Raw genomic sequence first — 18,393 nt, 5'->3', positions numbered from 1 at the left:
TCTATGCTCCCATTCTCAAGAGCCTCAAGCCTTCGTCAGCAGGCCCTCAGAGGTCGAGCACGAGGCGCGCGCACTTGGAGCGCGACACGCAGATCATCATGGTTTCGTTCGACGCCTGTTCCTCGGGTGTGAGCAAGGAGTCGCGGTGATCGGGTTCACCTTCGACCACGTCGGTCTCGCAGGTGCCGCAGGTGCCTTCCTTGCACGATGCCAGCACCTCGATGCCCGCCTCATGCAACACCTCCAGGATGGACCGCTCGGGCGGAATGGTGAAGATCTGGCCGGACTGGTTCAGCTCGACCTCGAACGCTCCGTGGAGCACCGGCTCCGCCAGGTCCTTGGGCGCGAACCGTTCCAGGTGCAACGCGCCAGGCGGCCATTGCTCGCACTGCTTCTCCACAGCCTGCAGCAGCGGTTCGGGCCCGCAGCAATAGACGGCTGTATCCGGCTGAGGGTCGCCGAGGAACGCCACGAGGTCGAGAAGCCCCGTCTCGTCCTGCGGTCGGATGCGCACCCGCTCGCCGAAGGCGGCGAGGTCGTCGAGGAACGCCATGGACGTGCGGCTCCGGCCTCCATAGAGCAATTCCCACGGAACGCCGCGCCGTTCTGCTTCCCGGATCATTGGCAGGATCGGTGTGATGCCGATGCCTCCGGCGATGAACCGGTAGCTGCTCGCGGGCACGAGGTCGAAATGGTTGCGAGGACCGCGGGCCGTGAGCTGTGTCCCGTCCGTGACGCGCTCGTGTGCGTGAGCGGACCCACCGCGGCTCGCCGGCTCGCGCAGGATCGCCACGTGCCAGGTGGTCTCGTCGCGAGGGTCTCCGCACAGCGAGTACTGGCGGACCAGATCGTCGCCGAACTGAAGGTCGATATGTGCGCCGGGTGCCCAGCCAGGGAGGACCTCACCTTCCTGACCGCGCAGATGGAGTCCGATGACGCCGTCAGCGAGCACCACCTTGCGGCTCACGGTGAGCTTCAGGTCCACCTCGTCGTGTGCGCCGTGCACGGGCATCCTCCATCGATCGACAGCGTCGTAGGTTGCTGCGGCTACGCCTACGATTGATGTCGCTTATCATATAGGACATTGGAACCTTCCGGGAAGGCGGGCGTTCGTGAGTTTGATGTACGGCCGAACTCGATCCGGCGACCACCGGTGCCATCGGGGCCGAGTTCTCTCGGCAACGCGGAACTCTGGAGATGATTACCGGCGAGCACCTCGCGCACGGCATGCGCGTCAACTTCTCCGCCAAGCCCTTCAAGGTGGTGCCGTACCGCATCGCCCAGGCAGGTCGTCGATTCGACATGGCCGAGGTCGAACGGCTGGCGGGCCGCACACCGGCTTATGCTCATCGTTGCCGGGTGGTCGGCGTACACGCGACACCTGACTTCGCCGAGTTGCGCCGAATCGCGGGCCTGGTCGCTGCCGGTCCGCACCCGAACCCCGTGCCGCACGCCCATGTCTTGACGACCCCGACGCGCAAGACACCCGGTGGTCCGCGTGGTGATGTGGTCCACTCTGTGATGGATCTCGCCAGGAAGATGAACTCGGCAGTGCCACGGGCCGACAGGGCGGCCTGCCCGAGCATGCCATCGCGGCCGAGACTCGCCTCCAAGCTCGCTGCCCGGCCGGACTTCACGGAGTGGCAGGCACGCACGCTCGGGGGGCCGGGATCCTCGCTGACCGGCTGTCGGAGCCCGACGTCAGTACCGTGACACACGACACGGACGTTCATCTCGTCCTGGTGGACCTCCGGGACTCGGAGCTGGACGGACAGCAGGCCGAGGGCTGACTGCACCAGGCCGGCATCGCCGTCGGCCCCGACGCCGTGCCGTTCGACCCGCGCCCGCCGATGGTGTTCTCCGGGGTGCGGATCGGTACGCCGGCCCTGGCGGCACGGGGCTTTGGTGCCGACGAGTTCCGAGAGGTCGCCGACGTCCTCGCTGCGACGTCGCTGCCGGCCCTCGACGAGGCCGTCGCGCCGCGCGGGCAGTCGCTTCGCGCTCACGGACGCGGGTCAGGGCGCGATCTCGTGCAGTTGTCACGCCCGCAACGCGGACGGGTGCCCCGGGCCGAGTCGTTGACGCCCGCGGTAATGCGGGTTCGTCCTGTCTGAGCTGCGGAAACCGCTGGTCGGTGCAGCCGCGCCGGACGTCCGACGCCGCGACGACGTCCGGTGAGCGGAAACGTCGTAGTGCGGATTCTCAGGGTTCCCAGCGCAGCGATCATCGCCTAGCATAGTGAAATCGTAAAGGATTTTCTATCTGAATGGAGTGGTCCGAGTATGGCCACCAAATCGTTTGCGTCGTCGGCGGACACTGCCGCCAAGGAGCAGACCCTGGAGGTCCTCGCCGACGGTGTGTACGCCCTGACGGCGGAGGGGGACCCGAACCTTGGTGCGATCGAGGGCGAGGACTTCCTCGTGTGCTTCGAAGCGCTCGCCACACCGACCGCCGCACGGGAGTGGCTGGAAAAGCTGCGGGAGCACACCGACAAGCCGATCCGCTACCTGGTGCTGTCGCACTATCACGCTGTCCGCGTGTTGGGTGCGAGCGCGTTCGACGCCGAGGTGATCGTGGCGCACGAGAAGACGCGGGAACTCATTGCGGAGCGCGGCAAGCAGGACTGGGATTCGGAGTACGGCCGGATGCCGCGGTTGTTCAAGGATCCCGACTCGATCCCTGGGCTGACCTGGCCAACCGTCACGTTCAGCGACCGCTTCACGATCGACCTCGGCGGTGACCGAGGAGACTTGGTGCTCCAGTACTGCGGTCGGGGGCACACCGCCGGCGACATCGTGGCCTGGCTCCCCCAGAAGAAGATCCTCTTCGCGGGTGATCTCGTCGAGGCCCAGGCGGCGCTCTACACCGGCGACGCGTTCCACCGGGAGTGGGCGTCCACGACGCTCGACCGGCTCAAGGCACTCGGCGCCGAACAGGTGGTCGGGGGCAGGGGTGCTGTCGCGCGGGGGGCCGAGGCCGTCGAGGCTGCCATCGAGCAGACGCGTGGTTTCCTCGACACGATGATTACCGAGGTCGGCGCCGTGCGGGAACGCGGGGGCACGCTCAAGGAGGCGTTCGAGGCGACCCATGCGGCGCTGGCTCCCAAGTTCGGACACTGGCCGATCTTCGAGCACTGCCTTCCGTTCGACGTGGCACGACTGTGGGACGAGCTCTCCGGCATCGACTGGCCTGTCATCTGGACCGCGGAACGCGACCGCCAGGTGTGGGACCAGTTGCAGGGCTGAGGCGTCGTGGACAGTTCGACACCGCCGGTGCTCGTGATCGGCAACGGGCCGGTAGGCCAGACGGCGGCGCTCCTTCTCGCACGGTGGGATATCCCCGTTGTGCTGCTCGACGCCCGTCCGGCGCGAGACGCGATCGGCTCGAAGGCGATTTGCCAGCACCGCGACGTGCTCGACATCTGGGAGTCGGTCGGCGCCGGCGCGGAGATCGCCGCGGAGGGACTCACCTGGGGTATCGCGCGCACCTTTTACCAGGACAGCGAACTGTTCGCCATCCAGCTCCAGGATTCCGGTGCGTCGCCGTTCCCGCCGTTCGTGAACATCTCGCAGGGCCGGACCGAGGAGCTCCTCGACCGGCAGATCGCCGCTCAGCCGCTCATCGAGGTGCGTTGGGGACACCGGGTCACCTCACTGGAACAGGACGCGCGAGAGGTCCGCGTGGGCTGCGTGACCGACCAAGGGCCGGTCACGCTCACCGGGTCCTTCGCGGTGGCCTGCCCGGGAGCGCGCGGACAAGCGGTGCGCGACCTGCTCGGCGTCACCTTTGAGGGACGCACCTTCGGCGACCAGTTCCTCATCTGTGACATTCGCACCGACCTCCCCGGCTGGGAGCACGAGAGGCGGTTCTACTTCGACCCTGCGTGGAACCCAGGCCGACAAGTGTTGATCCACCCCTGCCCCGACTCGACCTTCCGGATCGACTGGCAGGTGCCCGACGGGTTCGACCTGGCAGTCGAGGAGGCAGGCGGCGAGCTCGACCGGCGCATTCGCGACGTCATCGGCGATCGCGACTACGAGATCGTGTGGAAGTCCGTCTACCGGTTCCACGCGCGCGTCGCGAACCGGATGCGTGTCGGCCGGGTACTGCTGGCCGGCGACGCGGCGCACCTGGTGGCACCTTTCGGTGCGCGCGGCCTCAACTCGGGCGTTCAGGACGCGGAGAACGCTGCCTGGAAGCTTGCCCACGTCCTGAACGGATGGGCACCCGAGCAGCTCCTCGAGAGCTATCACCTGGAACGCCACGCGGCGGCCGTGGAGAACCTCGACGTCACCGCGAACACCATGCGATTCCTGATCCCCCAGGACGAAGACGACTGGCGTCGGCGTCGTGACACGCTGGAGAGGGCACGCGTCGACCAGGCAGCCTGTGCCGAGGTCGATTCGGGCCGAATGGCCGAACCGTTCTGGTACGTCGACTCGCCCCTCACCACCCCTGACTACCGCGGCCCGTTTCCCGGAAGGCCTCCCAAGGGAGCGGTCCCGGCACCCGCGCCCGGCGTACTGGTGCCGGACGTCCCGGTCACCGTGACCGGGCGGCCCGAGGTGTCGCGTCTGCGCAACCTGGCCAGGTCCGGCGTCACCGTCCTGGTCGGCGACGACGCCCTCCATGTACTTGCCGATCTGGAGGCGCGGGCCTGGGCGCGGCCCGTGGCCGTGCATGCGATGTCATCGCTCGCGTCGAATCTCGGTGCGACCCTCGCCGCGCGCTCTCAGGAAGTGTGGGTGCTTCGGCCGGACGCGCACGTCGCCGCTGTCCTCGATGGCTCCGATGCCGGCGCCGTCTGGCAAGCGGTCGACCGTGCTCTCGCTGTCACAGCAACCGTCCTGGCCTGAGTCGCCACTTCCGAAGGAGACTTCCCATGGCTCACTACCAGAGCGTCGGCAGCGTTCCGTCCAAGCGCCATACCCAGCACCGGGATCCGGACGGCAACCTCTACTACGAAGAGTTGATGGGAGAAGAGGGCTTTTCCTCGGACTCCTCGCTGCTCTACCACGTTGGTGTTCCGTCGGCCATCATCGGGGCGCGCGAGTGGGAACTGCCCGATCTGACGACGGTGGCGAACAGCCCGCTGACTCCGCGTCACCTCCGTCTGCACGACCTGTTCCCCGGCCAGGGGTGGAAGGCCGTGGATGCCGTCACCGGGCGGCGTCTGGTACTCGGGAACGCAGACGTGCGGATCAGCTACGCGGCGGCTGGCGAGACCTCGCCGCTGTACCGCAACGCAACGGGCGACGAGTGTGTGTACGTCGAGGCCGGGACGGGGTCGGTGGAGACCGTGTTCGGAGACCTGGCCGTCGGCCCGGGTGACTACGTCATCCTGCCGCGAGCCACGACGCACCGCTGGGTGCCGAGTGGTGGCGTCCCGCTCCGGCTGTACGTCATTGAGGCGAACAGCCACATTGTGCCTCCGAAGCGGTACCTCTCTCGGCATGGGCAGTTCCTCGAGCACGCGCCGTACTGCGAGCGCGATCTCCGTCTGCCGGCGCACCCGCAGGTGGTCGACGAGCAGGACGTTGAGGTGTACGTCAAGCATCGCGGCACCGGCCCGGGCGGGCTTGCCGGAACGGTGCACGTGGTGCCGCGGCACCCCTTCGACGTGGTCGGCTGGGACGGCTGCCTCTACCCCTACGCCTTCAACATCAGCGACTTCGAGCCGATCACGGGACGGATCCACCAGCCGCCTCCGGTGCACCAGGTCTTCGAGGGGCACAACTTCGTCATCTGCAACTTCGTCCCGCGCAAGGTCGACTACCACCCGGAGGCGGTGCCGGTGCCGTACTACCACTCCAACGTCGACTCCGACGAGGTGATGTTCTATGTGGGGGGCGACTACGAGGCGCGCAAGGGCAGCGGTATCGACGTCGGGTCGGTCTCGCTGCATCCGGGAGGCCACTCGCACGGCCCGCAGCCGGGCGCCGTAGAGATGAGTCTGGGAATTGAGTTCTTCGACGAGCTTGCCGTTATGGTCGACACCTTCCGTCCACTCGAACTCGGCGAGGCCGGTCGAATCACTGACGACGGCGTGTACGCATGGTCGTGGTCCGGCCGGGGGGCACGGTCGTGAGCGCGCCAACCAGGGAAAAGCCGGCCGTCGGAGCGCTCTTCGATGCGCTGTTCGACGACGCGGCGATCTTCCCGCCGGGGGAGGCACCACTGCCCGAAGCCGTGCGCCGGCACCTCGCGTGGAAGGCGTCGGTCGACGCTCGTCACATCGGGCCGTTCGTGTGTGCGGCGACGCGGTGGGAGGAGCTCCGCGACGCGTTGCCCGACAAGACGGTTCTGGACGTCGCCCTCACGGTGCCCGGCGGTGTGGAAGACCTGGGCCGGGCAATCGCCGCGGCAACTGAGGAACGACGTGTCCGTGTCGTCGCTGTCGAACTGCCGTTGGCCGCCACCTCACTTCGGGCCGCGACGACGGTGAGTGACATGCTGCCCGAGAGCATGAGCGGGTATGTCGAGCTGTCACCGCACGATGTCGACGACACCGCCTGCGCGGCGTTGGCCACGGCTGGGCTCCGGCTCAAGGTCCGTACAGGCGGTTTGGCCACAACCGACTTTCCCGACGAGGACGTTCTGGCGGACCTGGTGCACCTGGCGGTACGGCACGGGCTGCCGTTCAAGGCGACAGCCGGCCTGCACCACGGGGTTCGGCACCGCGATCCCGTGACCGGGTTCGAGCACCACGGCTTCCTCAACGTGCTGCTCGCGACAGCGGCTGCCGCCGCACGAGCGACCGCACCACAAGTGCGCGACGTGCTGGCGCATCAGGACGTGCGCGCCGTCGGCGACGCGGTCCGGCGCCTTTCTCCAGAGGTCACCGCGGACGCACGTCGTTACTTCCGCTCCTTTGGGACCTGCAGCATCGAGGAACCTCTCGCCGACCTCAACGACCTCCGACTTCTCCAGGAGAAAGCCGCATGACCACGAGTGCGACCGACATGCCGTCGACGTGGCTCGGTCTGTCCGAAGACCACCCTTTCGGGCTCCAGACACTGCCCTATGGCGTTTTCGACGCCGGCTCCGGTCGGCGGGTCGGTGTGCGCATCGGCGAGTGCGTCCTGGATCTGGCTGCCGCGTGCGCGCGTTCGCGACGTATCGATGCGGGCCTCTTCGCCCGAGGCAGCCTGGATGAGCTGCTGGCTGCCGGCCCGGACACCTGGGCAGCGGTGCGTGGCGAGGTACGAACCTGGCTCAGTGACACGAATTATCGCACCGCACTCGAGCCGTTGCTGGTCCCGCTCGAAGATGTGACCATGTGCCTTCCGTTCACGGTCGGCGACTACGTCGACTTCTACGCGTCGGAACATCACGCGACCAACCTCGGGCGGATGTTCCGGCCTGACCAGGAGCCGCTGACACCGAACTGGAAGCACCTGCCCATCGGGTACCACGGCCGTTCCGGCACTGTGGTGGTGTCCGGCGAGCCGGTCTGGCGTCCACGAGGGCAGAGCCGTCGTCCAGACGGCGAGATCGTCGTCGGTCCGTCCACTCGCCTGGACATCGAGGTCGAGCTGGGCTTCGTGGTGGGTGCCCCGTCCCCGCGAGGGCGGGCCGTGCCGCTGGACGCGTTCGAGCAGCACGTGTTCGGCGTCTGCCTGGTCAACGACTGGTCCGCTCGCGACATCCAGGCGTGGGAGTATGTGCCCCTGGGTCCCTTCCTCGGCAAGTCGTTCGCCACGTCGCTCTCACCGTGGATCGTTCCGCTCGAGGCTCTTCAGGCTGCCAGGGTCCGGCCACCGGTACGCGATCCCCGGCCGGCGGCCTATCTCGATGACGCGGCCACGCCTTCATGGGGAATCGACATCGACTTCAAGGTGGCTCTGAACGGCCACGTGGTCTCACACCCGCCGTTCGCGTCGATGTACTGGACCGGCGCACAGATGCTGGCACACATGACGGTCAACGGCTCCTCACTGCGCACCGGCGACCTGTTCGCCTCTGGCACGGTGAGCGGGCCCGGGCGGGATCAGCGGGGTTCGTTCATCGAGCTCAGCTGGGGCGGGACCGAGCCGCTCATACTGCCGGACGGCACCACCAGGACGTTCCTCGAAGACGGCGACGAGGTGGTGATCTCGGCGACGGCTCCGGGACCGGACGGGACCATGATCGGCTTCGGCGAGGTGCGTGGGCGAATCGTCTCCGAGCCGGCCACCGCGGAGGGCGAGGCGCCGTGACTGATCGTGCGCGCAGGGGACTGGACAAGGCCGTCGGATCCGCTGCCGAGGCCGTCGCGGACATTGCCTCGGGTTCTTCCCTGGCGGTCGGCGGCTTCGGTCTGTGCGGCATCCCGGCGGCCCTGATCGAGGCTGTCCTCGACACTGGTGTCGACCGGCTCGAGGCCGTCTCGAACAACGCCGGTGTCGACGAATGGGGTCTGGGGCGATTGTTGTCCCGGGGACGGATTCGCCGGATGGTCGCGTCGTACGTCGGCGAGAACAAGGAGTTCGCACGGCAGTACCTCTCCGGCGAACTGGAGGTTGAGCTGACCCCCCAGGGCACCCTGGCGGAACGGCTGCGCGCCGGAGGATCGGGCATCCCTGCGTTCTACACGGCGACCGGTGTGGGCACGCAGGTCGCCGAGGGCGGCCTGCCGTGGAAGTACGACGCGTACGGCAACGTGGAGCTGGAGTCGCCCCCGAAGGAGATCCGGACGCTCGACACACCTGGCGGCGCCCGGGACTTCGTCCTGGAGCGGGCAATCGTGTGCGACTTCGGGCTGGTGCGTGCGTGGAAGGGCGATCGGCACGGCAACCTCGTCTATCGCGACTCCGCGCGCAACTTCAACCCGCTGGCAGCGATGTGCGGGCAGATCACGATCGCCGAGGTCGAGCACCTCGTCGAACCCGGCGACATCGATCCCAACGAAGTACACACGCCCGGCGTGTTCGTGCAGCGCGTGGTCGCTCTGACGCCGGACCAAGCCGCCGAAAAGCGGATCGAGAAGCGCACGGTGAGGGGAAGGAGCGAAGCCTGATGGCCTGGACGCGGGAACAGATGGCGGCCAGGGCTGCCTCGGAACTGACACACGGGTCGTACGTGAACCTCGGCATCGGTCTGCCGACTCTAGTGCCGAACCATGTCGCCGACGATGTCGAGCTCGTCCTGCAGTCTGAGAACGGCATTCTCGGTGTCGGCCCGTACCCGAACGACGGGGAGGAGGATCCCGACCTGATCAACGCCGGCAAGGAGACCGTCACCGTGCGGCGTGGCGCGTCGTTCTTCGACTCGGCCACGAGCTTCGGGATGATCCGCGGCGGCAAGATCGACGCAGCGATCCTGGGAGCGATGCAGGTCTCGGCGGCCGGGGACATCGCCAACTGGATGATCCCCGGGAAGATGGTCAAGGGCATGGGCGGCGCGATGGACTTGGTCCATGGCGCCAAGCGGGTGATCGTGTTGATGGAGCACGTCGCCCGAGACGGCAGCTACAAGATCGTCAAAGAGTGCTCCCTGCCCTACACCGGCAAGAGAGTCGTGCAACGCATCATCACCGACCTCGCCGTCATCGACATCACGCCACCGTCAGAAGGCGGGGGGCTCAAGCTGGTCGAACTCGCACCCGGCGTCACCGAGGACGAGGTCAAGGAGCAAACTGAGCCCCCACTTGGCATGGGCCTGAAGCACGGGCCATAGAAGGAATCTCGATACAGACCAGTCGACCTGCAGCGCGCCAGACTCCGTTCCACGACGTCATGGCGGAGCTCGGGGATCCGAGCTCACCCTGTTGTTCGGGCCGCTGCATCCCGTCGCCAGGGCATCACCACGGTTGTGTTCTGAAGTCATAGGCCACGAACCGCTCACCCCATGCAACGAGGACCCTGACCTGCCCGCTGACACCAGGAGAACCAGCCATCGTGAACCGTCTGCCCTTCACCCGGGACGCGGGCGTGCGCGCGGATCTGCGGCGCACCCTGGGACACCTCGGTTATGAGGTGATCCCGTTCAAGAAGACGGAGGAAGCGGTACTCACCCACGTGCCCATGAGCGTGCCGCTGACCGTGACCGTATCCCGCGCCAAGGGACAGGACGCGACCGTCGAACTCGCTGTCGCGCTGGCCGGTCACGGCTACTCGGTCTCGCCGCACCTGTCGGCCCACCAGATCCGCGACCGCGCCCACTTGGCGGAGATCGTGACCCGGTGCAGCGCAGCGGGTATCACCGGAGTCTTCGTCGTCGGCGGTGATCGCACCGGCACTCCGACGGCCTTCGCCGACGCGATGGAACTACTGCGAGCTCTGCACGAGATCGGCCACGGCTTCGCCGACATCGGTATCGGCGGTCACCCGGAGGGCCACCCGGAAGCGGACGACGAAGCGCTGTTCCAGGCGCTGAAGGACAAAGCACCCCTGGCTACCCACATCACTACCCAGATCGTCTTCGACCCCAAGGCCATCCTCGGCTGGGCCCGAGAACTGAGAAACCGCGGCATCGACCTGCCGGTGTATATCGGCGTGCCCGGCGCGGTCCACCGCCAGAAGTTGCTACGCATCTCCAGCGGGCTGGGTATCGGCCAGTCGGTGAAGTTCCTGAAAAAGCAGCAGAACCTGTTCTGGCGCTTCTTCCTGCCCGGCGGCTACCGGCCGGACGGCATCATCAACGGCCTGGCGCCCCACCTGGGCAAGCCCGAGAACACCATCGCCGGCTTCCACGTCTTCACCTTCAACGACCTCGAGCCCACCGAGGCCTGGCGCAAGCGCGCGCTGCGCGGCCTGGCGGTGCGCCCGCACCTGGAAAAGCGCGCGCTCCGCAACAGCAACACCACCACCGTCTTCTGAAAGGCAGCCTCCATGTCCGCTGAGCTGATCGATGGGACGACGACTGCGCGGCGAGTCCGCGAGGACATCGCGAAAAGCGTCGCCGAACTGGTCGCTGCCGGCGGGACCGTTCCCGGCCTGGCGACAGTACTCATCGGGGACGACCCTGCCTCGCACGTCTACGTCCGCAACAAACGACGAGCTTGCGCCGAGGTCGGCATCCGCGACCACCACCGGCATCTGCCCGCCGACGTCGACCAGGCCACCGCTGCGGCACTGATCGACGAACTCGCCTCTGACCCCGCTGTTTCCGGGATACTGCTGCAACTGCCCACCCCGGGCCACCTGGACGCGGAGGCACTGCTTGCCCTGATTCCGGCGGCCAAGGACGTCGATGGGCTGACCACCGCCAACGCAGGGCTGCTCGCCCAGGGGCGACCAGGGCTGCGCCCCTGCACCCCGTCGGGCATCATCGTGCTGCTCGATCAGTACGACGTTCCGCTGCGGGGCGCCGAAGTCGTCGTCGTCGGCCGCTCGGCCCTGGTCGGCAAGCCAATGGCCCAGCTTCTGCTGGAGCGCGACGCCACGGTGACGACGTGCCACTCCCGTACCCGGGACCTGTCGGCTGTCTGCCGCCGAGCCGACATCCTCGTCGTGGCCGCCGGCATTCCCGAGCTCATCGGCCCGGCCGCGGTCAAGCCCGGCGCGACCGTGGTCGACGTCGGCATTCACCGCCGCGACACCGGTCTGTGCGGCGATGTCGACACGGCCGCTGTCGCCGAGGTCGCCGCTCGGATCACCCCCGTCCCGGGCGGTGTGGGCCCGATGACCATCGTCATGCTGCTGGCCAACACGCTCACCGCCGCGCGACGCCAGCAGGGCATGGCCGGCCGGCCATGAGCCGGCCTTGGGCACGATTCGACGACCTCCGCACGGGCACGGCCCTGCGCTGCCCACCGCCGTTCCGGGTGCTGGCAGGGGAGCGCCCGGAGGACGTGCCCGCCATCCTCCGGCAGGTCGACGAGGCCACCGCCGAGGGCAGCTGGGCCTTCGGCTACGTGGCCTACGAGGCAGCCGCAGCCCTGGATCCCAAGCTGCCCGGTGGCTGGCAGCCGGGTCAGCCTCCGCTGATCTGGTTCGGACTGTGTGACGAGCCCGCCCGCGTCGAACCCGTGCGCCCCGAGGAGTCGTCCGCTTCCCGGGTCACCTCTTGGCGGCCGACCTGGAGTGACGCCGAGCATGCCAGCGCTGTGGCGTGCGTCCGTGAGCACATCGCTGCCGGTGAGACCTACCAGTGCAACCTCACGGACCGGATGCGCGCCACGCTTACAGAGACTCCCGAGGCGCTCTACACGCGCCTCGCTCTGGCACAGCGGGGGGCGTACAACGCCTACCTCGATCTCGGTGAGCACGTCATCGCAAGCGCCAGCCCCGAACTGTTCTTCGAATGGGCCGACAGTGAGGTCCGCACACGGCCGATGAAGGGCACCGCCCCCCGGGGCCGCACCATCGCCGAGGACGCCCGCCAATCCCGTGCGCTCCGGACCAACAGCAAGGAACAGGCCGAGAACCTCATGATCGTCGACCTTCTACGCAACGACCTCGGCCGGATCGCCGAGCACGGCAGCGTGCGGGTGGACGAGCTGTTCACACTCGAGCGGTATCCGACCGTCTGGCAGCTGACCTCACAGGTCAGCGCTCGGCTACCGCCCGGCACAGGCCTGCTGGACATCTTCCGGGCCCTGTTCCCGTGCGGGTCGGTCACCGGCGCCCCCAAACGGCGCACCATGCAACTGATCAGCGAACTGGAACCGGGCCCCCGCGGCGTCTACTGCGGGGCCATCGGACTGGTCGCTCCACCGACCGCGCCGGTGCGCGCCCGGTTCAGCGTGGCCATCCGGACCGCGTTTGTGGACCGGATGTCGGGCCGGGCCGTCTACGGCGTCGGCGGCGGGATCACCTGGGGCTCGGAACCGGGGCCCGAGCGCGCCGAGGTGCACGCCAAGGCGGCAGTGCTGGCACACGACTCCGGCGACCACCAACTGCTGGAATCCATGGCCTTTCATCCCTTGACGGGTTTGCGCAACCACGCGCGCCACCTCGCGCGGATGGCCGACTCGGCTGCCTGGTTCGGTTTCAGCTTCGACCAGGACACCGTCCAGAACCGCATCCAACGTGCCCTCGAAGGGCGAACCGAACCCACTTGTGTGCGGGTACTTCTGGGACGGACCGGCGATGTCACCGTCGATGTGCAAGACCTTGAACCGGTCATCGCCCGCCCTGTACTCCTCGCCGTGGACGACGAGCCCGTCGACAGACGCAGTGCGTGGCTGCAGCACAAGACGACCCGTCGTGACCCCTACCTCACGCGTACCCTGCGGCATCCGGACGCCGACGATGTCGTGCTGGTCAACGAGGACGGCGACATCACCGAGACGACCGTCGCCACGCTCGCGGTCCGGCTCGGCGGCCGCTGGTGGACGCCGCCGACTTCATCGGGCTGCCTACCGGGAGTCGAACGCGCCCGTCTGCTCGACCTCGGACGCCTGCAAGAGCGTCGGCTCCACGTCCGCGACCTGCGGGAGGCAGAGGCGATCGCCGTGGTCAGTTCACTGCAGGGCTGGCGGCAGGCACTCCTTCTCGGCTCCGTGGCAGGGGTCGCCGGCACGGGACGGAAAGTAGTGCGCCGATGATCAGGGTGCCGAGCCTAGGCAACCGCTCCGCCCAGAAGGAGCGATGGCTGCGAGGAACTCGGTTACCCGGCCGGGAGGAAGCGGCTGCCAAACGGCGACCGGGCAGTCCAGACCCGCTCGTCTCGCGCCCCCCGACACAGGCCGGGCCGCGACCGGCGGTGAGATCCGAGCCTCGCTGGTCGCCGGGAAGCCGCCCACTGGACACCTGCGTATCCGCCAAGCCCAGAAGCCGCACTGCGATGCTGCTGACCACTGACTCAACCAGGACCGTTCCGGTATCGACCCGGCCGCAACAGTGCCGGGTCATGGGCATCTTCAACGTCACCCCGGACTCGTTCTCCAACGGCGGACGTTTCCAGGACACGGCGCGGGCAGTGGTGCACGGCCTGCGGATGACTGCGGCAGGAGCCGACCAGGTCGACATCGGCGGTGAATCGACTCGCCCGGAGCCGACCGTGTGCCGACTGAGGAGGAGCTCCGCCGCGTGCTGCCGGTCGTGACCGAGTTGGCCAGGGCAGGCGTCGCCGTGAGCATCGGCACCACGCGTGTCCGAGGCGCAGAGGCTGCCATCGCCGTCGGCGCCGTTCTCGTCAGCGGCGGACTGGCCGACCCCGCCATGGCCACTGTGGTCGCCGATGCGGGCGTCCCCTGGGTACTGACGCACTGGCGCGATCACAGCCGGCAGATGTACGCCGCGGCACACTACGACGACGTCGTCGCGGACGTCCGGCGCGAGCTGCTGACCCGGGTCGAAGCCGCCCTTGCTGTCGGCGTCGCACGCGAGCAGCTCGTTCTCGACCCCGGTCTCGGCTTCGCCAAGTACCCTCCGCACGATCTCGCCCTGCTCTCCAGGCTGAGCACCATCAAGTACCCGATCGATGAGATAAACCGGCCGTGTGGGAGCGAAGACGCTCGGCTTCGGATTCCGCCGAACACTGACGAAGTCGCCGCCTTGTTCACCAGCGGGGGCGGCGACTTGGCGACCTGCCGCAAGTTCGGTCCCACGGCCCGCAATTACGTGGCCGCCAAGCTGATGGCCGAGGTCGGACTGCGGGTCTGGGTGGACAAGTTGACTCCGCACGTCCTTCAGCACTTCTGCGCGTCCGAGCTGTACTTGAACGGCCTGGATCTCATCTCGATTCAGGAAGTCTTGGGCCATTCGTGGACTGCCACGACGATGCGATACATCCACGTGCACCGCACGCGGGTCGAGGATGCCTGGGTGGCCGGGCACGAACGAGCCGCTCGGCAGCTGGAAGGTCTGGTCCGATGAGGTGGAACCTGCGACTGACCGTGGCGAACCGGGGCGTCTGGAAGGCGCCTGAACTGCAACGGAGCCTGGCCAAGCACGGCCTGGTGAGCTCGGCGGGGAAGATGTCCGGGCTGTGGTCCGGACAGCCGGTCTCCCTCAAACTCGATGACCTCGACGTGATCTGCGTGGTCCTCGGCTGTGAGACCGGCGAGTTGCTGATTCCCGAGCCGCAGTAAGTGCCCGGCCCGGCCAGGAGGCCGAGCCGACACCAGCAGTCGCCGGCGGGACGGCGCCCGCCGTGGTGCCTCGGCGTCGTGACGGCCGATCCTTTCCCTTGACCTGACGGGCGATCAACGTTGACACCGCCCAGAGCGGACAAGCCGCCTGCCTCGTGCAAGATCTGCTTTTCCCGAGGACAGCTGCCCGGACATTCCTGCAAAGCCTGCTATTGATCAGAAACTCAAATGGTTCTCTTCGAGGGGTGTAGCGGACGTGGGGGCCGCCGAAGTAGCCGCGGACGATGTGGGGCTGGCGCTGGCGGCGGTGGAAGAACCTGCGGGGCTCGGCTGCGAGTTGGGCCTGGTTGCGGGCCCAACTGTCCCGCCACCGCCTGCCGGTTGACCTCCGGCAGCGCCGCCCACACCTGCCCGTCCGGCACCACCGGAATCGTCTTCTGGGGCCGGCGTCACTGTCGTTGCGCATGACGACCTGTTCCCCTCGTCGCTCAGCCGGCCCCGCAACCGTTGGCCACAGCGGCCAACCGCTGCAGGCCCTCACGGCCGATTATCGGCCTCCGCTCACTGCTTTGATTTTCCATAAGCGCAGTGTGCTTGGGCGATGGAGCGGACATTCGCCTGGCTGGGACGGTGCCGCCGCCTGTGAAAGGACGTGCACCGCCTCGCAAGACAGCCCGCTGACGGGCTTTTCAGACGTCCTCTGCTCCTCGCCGTCGTGGCGGCGCTAGCAAGGGGCCTCCCAGGCTTGACGCCGGATGAGCTGGGCTCAGCCCGCCACCGAGGTCTTCCCGCGGTCGCGGCGGGGGACGGCAGGTGTGATGGTCTTGGCCGGTGAAGTGCGATGCAAGCTTTTGAGGGCGATCGTGAGGCTGGCGGTGGTCAGCACACCGGCGGCTATGACCGCGGCGAGTAGTAGCGGCCTACCGAACTGTCCGGCGGCGAAGACGCCGCCGTACGGCAGGCTGAGAGTGGTACCGAAGGTCATGGCCAGGGCACCGGTGACGGCACCGCCCGCCATCGAGGCCGGAATCACCCGCAGGGGATCCGCAAGCGCGAACGGGACGGAACCCTCGGGGATGAAGGCCGCGCCGAACAACCAGGACGTCTTTGCGTAGTCCCGCTCGGCCTCGGTGAATAGCTTGCGGCGTACGAGGGCAGCCAGCGCTAGGCCCAACGGGGGAACCATGCCGGCCGCCACGACCGTGGCCATGATGGTCATGTTGAGCGTGTTGAACTTCGACGGGTCGGGACCGTTTACACCGACCATGGCGAAGGCGACGGCAGCCTTGCTGATCACCCCGCCGAGGTCGGAGCAAACCATGAGGCCGAGGATGAGCCCGAGCAAGGGGGCGCTCTCGAATTGCAGTCCGGCCAGCTGCCCGTGCAGCCATTCGGTCATGGACGTGAGCTGTGCTCCGATCAACGCGAAGATCACCAGCGAGGTCGTCACGGTGGCCAGCAGCGGGAACAGCACGGTGGAGGTGATGCCACGCAGCGCCGGTGGGACGGACATACGCTGCAGGGCCAGAGTGGCCGCACCGGCGACCAGCCCGGCGACCAGCCCGGCGAGGGCGCCGCCCTCGATCCCCACTGCAGCCATGCCGCCGAGGAACCCGGGGACAACTGCGGGCCGGTCGGCCATGCCGTAGGCGACGTAAGCGGCGACGAGCGCAGGGAGGAAGGCCAGCCCGCTGAGGCCGACCTTGAGCAGCAACGCGGCCCAGGTCAGGGGTTGGCTCCAGTCGCCGGTGTACAGGGCCTGGGAGGCCGATTCGGCGATGCGAGGACCGCTGATTGCCAGAGCCAGGACGACCAGCAATGCGGAGAGCGCGGTGAAGGCTCCGATGTACGGGGTCCCGGACACCAGCCATCTGCTGAGCCTGATGCCGATGTGTCGGCTCCGGGAGTCACTGCGGTTCATGGGGGTGGCCGGCGCGGTGGTGCGGTTATGGGGGTGGGACATGGTGAAGCTCCAGATGTCTGCGACGCCGCCGTGCAGGCGGCTGGGGCCACGACGGACCGGTGGTGGGCTGGTGTGACGTCTGCGCCCAGGCCTGTCGGGAAGGGATGCCGGCTCGTGAGTGTGGGAGCGTGGCGAGGCGGAAGGTTTCCGGGCGGTGCCGGCTGTCCCCAGGCAGCCGGCACCCGTATCTCCGTCAGCGTCTGCCGGGCTGGCTCAGTGGCTCACCGGGTCATGAGGGAGAGATCCGTCGTGGAGCTGATCTTGTTCCAGTTCACGCCGACCATGTGCGGCGTGCAGCAGTCACTCCACACGATGCCTGCATGCATGCCGACAATCCACGCAGCCGAGTTGGTTTGGTCGGTCGTGTAGATGGGGGCGCCGGAGTCCCCGACTTCCGTCCTGTTCCCGTTGTTGTAGGAGGGCCAGTTGGTCCCTCCCCGGTCGTAGAGGAAACCCCTGCCATCACTGATGCACACGGTAGTGCCCGACCAGCAGACGGAGTAGCTCGTGTTGGAGATCGGGTGACCGCAGTGGTTGTACGTCGCAGCACCGCTCACACACACCTTCAGGTTGGAGGCGACCCACGCCGTCCCGTGCACAAAGTGGGTTTGGCTGCTGGTGTCGTAGCCGCCTGTGTGGATGTAAGAGTCGTACACCGGTCCCAATAGAGTTTCCGTGTCAAATGTCGTCCACCGCGCAACGACCGTTCCCACCCATTGGCCATTGGACCAGTCTGTCCTGCGGTTGTAGACCTGAGCGCTGGTGTCGTAGCAGTGTGCTGCGGTCAGCATGTATTCGTTGCCGGATAGTCTCGACCTGACAGCGAACCCGGCGGTGCACCCACCTTTTCCAGGTGATATCAATGCAATCCCGCCATAGAAGGGGGACCATGAGTTGAACCGGATGCCGGCCTGGGGTTCGAAGCGAGCGGAGCGCACCTCGATCGCGCCGGGGTACGCGTTGCGCAATGACTCCGTGGCCGACGCTGGAGCATCGGTGTCGACGACCACCTTGTCTTTCCGTCCGTCGTACTGAACGCCGACGCTGTACGTGTCCGCGTCACTGTGCCACTTGCGCGCCGTCACTGTTTTCTGGATCTTTTCCAACTTTTCCCTGGTGAATTTGCTGGTCTTGACGGCGACGTTCATGCCGGACGGGATTGCCGCCTCAACCTTGGTTTTCTCCCCGGCGGACGTGTCTGCCGGCAGCGTCAGTACCGGGTCGGAGTCCCCGAAGACGCCGAGCGCGGAATGGGCATCAGCGGCCTTGCCGAGCTGCTTCCACTGCGCCTGACTCGGCTCGCTCGAAGGCTCCGTGGCGGAAGCCGCGGTCGGGGTGGCAGGGAAAGCCACCGCCGAGTGGACAGGACCTGCCAGTGCCGCCACCATCGCGGCGGCACTGGCGAGTAGCACCCCAACGCGGCGCTTCGATCTCATTACTGATCTCATCTTCTTCCTTTTGTCACGCGATG

The 18,393-nt window shown here is 67.5% G+C and carries 15 protein-coding genes and 3 pseudogenes; 15 read left to right on the top strand and 3 right to left on the bottom strand.

The window, feature by feature from the left end; translation table 11 throughout:
* Positions 1-46 precede the first annotated feature (46 nt).
* Positions 47-1,012 carry a PDR/VanB family oxidoreductase gene (locus OG718_RS00580; RefSeq protein ID WP_328842717.1) on the bottom strand — a complete coding sequence of 322 codons (966 nt, stop codon included), beginning with the start codon at positions 1,010-1,012 and terminating at the stop codon, positions 47-49.
* A 185-nt stretch (positions 1,013-1,197) separates the two neighbouring features.
* On the opposite strand from OG718_RS00580, the gene OG718_RS54280 reads away from it, so the two are divergent.
* The 15 genes and pseudogenes from OG718_RS54280 to OG718_RS00505 all read left to right on the top strand — a co-directional run bounded on the left by OG718_RS54280 (position 1,198) and on the right by OG718_RS00505 (position 15,066).
* Positions 1,198-1,713 (top strand): hypothetical protein, encoded by a 516-nt coding sequence (locus tag OG718_RS54280; protein ID WP_443054852.1) that lies wholly within the window; start codon positions 1,198-1,200, stop codon positions 1,711-1,713.
* A pseudogene (locus OG718_RS00570) lies at positions 1,620-2,114 on the top strand (hypothetical protein); the annotation flags it as partial. The gene OG718_RS54280 and the pseudogene OG718_RS00570, both read left to right, overlap by 94 nt.
* Positions 2,115-2,282: 168 nt before the next feature.
* Positions 2,283-3,245, top strand: coding sequence for an MBL fold metallo-hydrolase (locus OG718_RS00565; protein ID WP_328842715.1), 963 nt, complete (start codon positions 2,283-2,285; stop codon positions 3,243-3,245).
* Positions 3,246-3,251: 6 nt separating this feature from the next.
* Positions 3,252-4,856: an FAD-dependent monooxygenase gene (locus OG718_RS00560; RefSeq protein ID WP_328842714.1), complete on the top strand. Its 1,605-nt coding sequence runs from the start codon at positions 3,252-3,254 to the stop codon at positions 4,854-4,856.
* A 26-nt stretch (positions 4,857-4,882) separates the two neighbouring features.
* The gene (locus OG718_RS00555; RefSeq protein ID WP_328842713.1) at positions 4,883-6,088 is read left to right on the top strand and encodes a homogentisate 1,2-dioxygenase; all 1,206 of its coding nucleotides are present in this window, start codon (positions 4,883-4,885) and stop codon (positions 6,086-6,088) included.
* Positions 6,085-6,945, top strand: coding sequence for a hypothetical protein (locus tag OG718_RS00550; protein ID WP_328842712.1), 861 nt, complete (start codon positions 6,085-6,087; stop codon positions 6,943-6,945). Before OG718_RS00555 ends, OG718_RS00550 begins: the two co-directional genes overlap by 4 nt.
* Positions 6,942-8,198: a fumarylacetoacetase gene (gene fahA / locus OG718_RS00545; RefSeq protein WP_443054851.1), complete on the top strand. Its 1,257-nt coding sequence runs from the start codon at positions 6,942-6,944 to the stop codon at positions 8,196-8,198. The genes OG718_RS00550 and fahA overlap by 4 nt, the downstream gene beginning before the upstream one ends.
* Before the next feature lie 20 nt (positions 8,199-8,218).
* On the top strand, positions 8,219-8,998 hold the full coding sequence (locus tag OG718_RS00540; RefSeq protein WP_328847655.1) for a CoA transferase subunit A: 780 nt from the start codon (positions 8,219-8,221) through the stop codon (positions 8,996-8,998).
* A complete protein-coding gene (locus OG718_RS00535; protein ID WP_328842711.1) occupies positions 8,998-9,657 on the top strand; it encodes a CoA transferase subunit B in 660 nt (219 codons plus the stop codon). The genes OG718_RS00540 and OG718_RS00535 overlap by 1 nt, the downstream gene beginning before the upstream one ends.
* A 221-nt stretch (positions 9,658-9,878) precedes the next feature.
* On the top strand, positions 9,879-10,799 hold the full coding sequence (locus OG718_RS00530; protein WP_328842710.1) for a methylenetetrahydrofolate reductase: 921 nt from the start codon (positions 9,879-9,881) through the stop codon (positions 10,797-10,799).
* 12 nt (positions 10,800-10,811) lie between these two features.
* Complete coding sequence (gene folD, locus OG718_RS00525) at positions 10,812-11,678, top strand: bifunctional methylenetetrahydrofolate dehydrogenase/methenyltetrahydrofolate cyclohydrolase FolD (protein WP_328842709.1); 867 nt, start codon at positions 10,812-10,814, stop codon at positions 11,676-11,678.
* Positions 11,675-13,471 (top strand): aminodeoxychorismate synthase component I, encoded by a 1,797-nt coding sequence (pabB, locus tag OG718_RS00520; protein WP_328842708.1) that lies wholly within the window; start codon positions 11,675-11,677, stop codon positions 13,469-13,471. The genes folD and pabB overlap by 4 nt, the downstream gene beginning before the upstream one ends.
* Positions 13,468-14,279 (top strand): annotated as a pseudogene (gene folP / locus OG718_RS54275) (dihydropteroate synthase); the annotation flags it as partial. The gene pabB and the pseudogene folP, both read left to right, overlap by 4 nt.
* A 225-nt stretch (positions 14,280-14,504) precedes the next feature.
* On the top strand, positions 14,505-14,744 hold the full coding sequence (locus tag OG718_RS54270) for a tyrosine-type recombinase/integrase (protein WP_328847999.1): 240 nt from the start codon (positions 14,505-14,507) through the stop codon (positions 14,742-14,744).
* Positions 14,741-15,066, top strand: a pseudogene (locus OG718_RS00505) (helix-turn-helix domain-containing protein). The gene OG718_RS54270 and the pseudogene OG718_RS00505 overlap by 4 nt, the downstream one beginning before the upstream one ends.
* A 659-nt stretch (positions 15,067-15,725) precedes the next feature.
* Here the strand turns inward: OG718_RS00505 and OG718_RS00495 are convergent.
* Both OG718_RS00495 and OG718_RS00490 read right to left on the bottom strand, forming a co-directional pair.
* On the bottom strand, positions 15,726-16,922 hold the full coding sequence (locus tag OG718_RS00495; protein WP_328842706.1) for a PTS fructose transporter subunit IIC: 1,197 nt from the start codon (positions 16,920-16,922) through the stop codon (positions 15,726-15,728).
* Between the two features lie 221 nt (positions 16,923-17,143).
* Complete coding sequence (locus OG718_RS00490; RefSeq protein WP_328842705.1) at positions 17,144-18,358, bottom strand: hypothetical protein; 1,215 nt, start codon at positions 18,356-18,358, stop codon at positions 17,144-17,146.
* Between the last annotated feature and the right edge of the window lie 35 nt (positions 18,359-18,393).

It is taken from the genome of Streptomyces sp. NBC_00258 (assembly GCF_036182465.1).
In the GTDB taxonomy this organism is placed as follows: Bacteria; Actinomycetota; Actinomycetes; order Streptomycetales; family Streptomycetaceae; genus Streptomyces.
The sequence above is the reverse complement of the archived record's forward strand: the minus strand, read 5'-3'. Positions and strand labels throughout refer to the sequence as shown.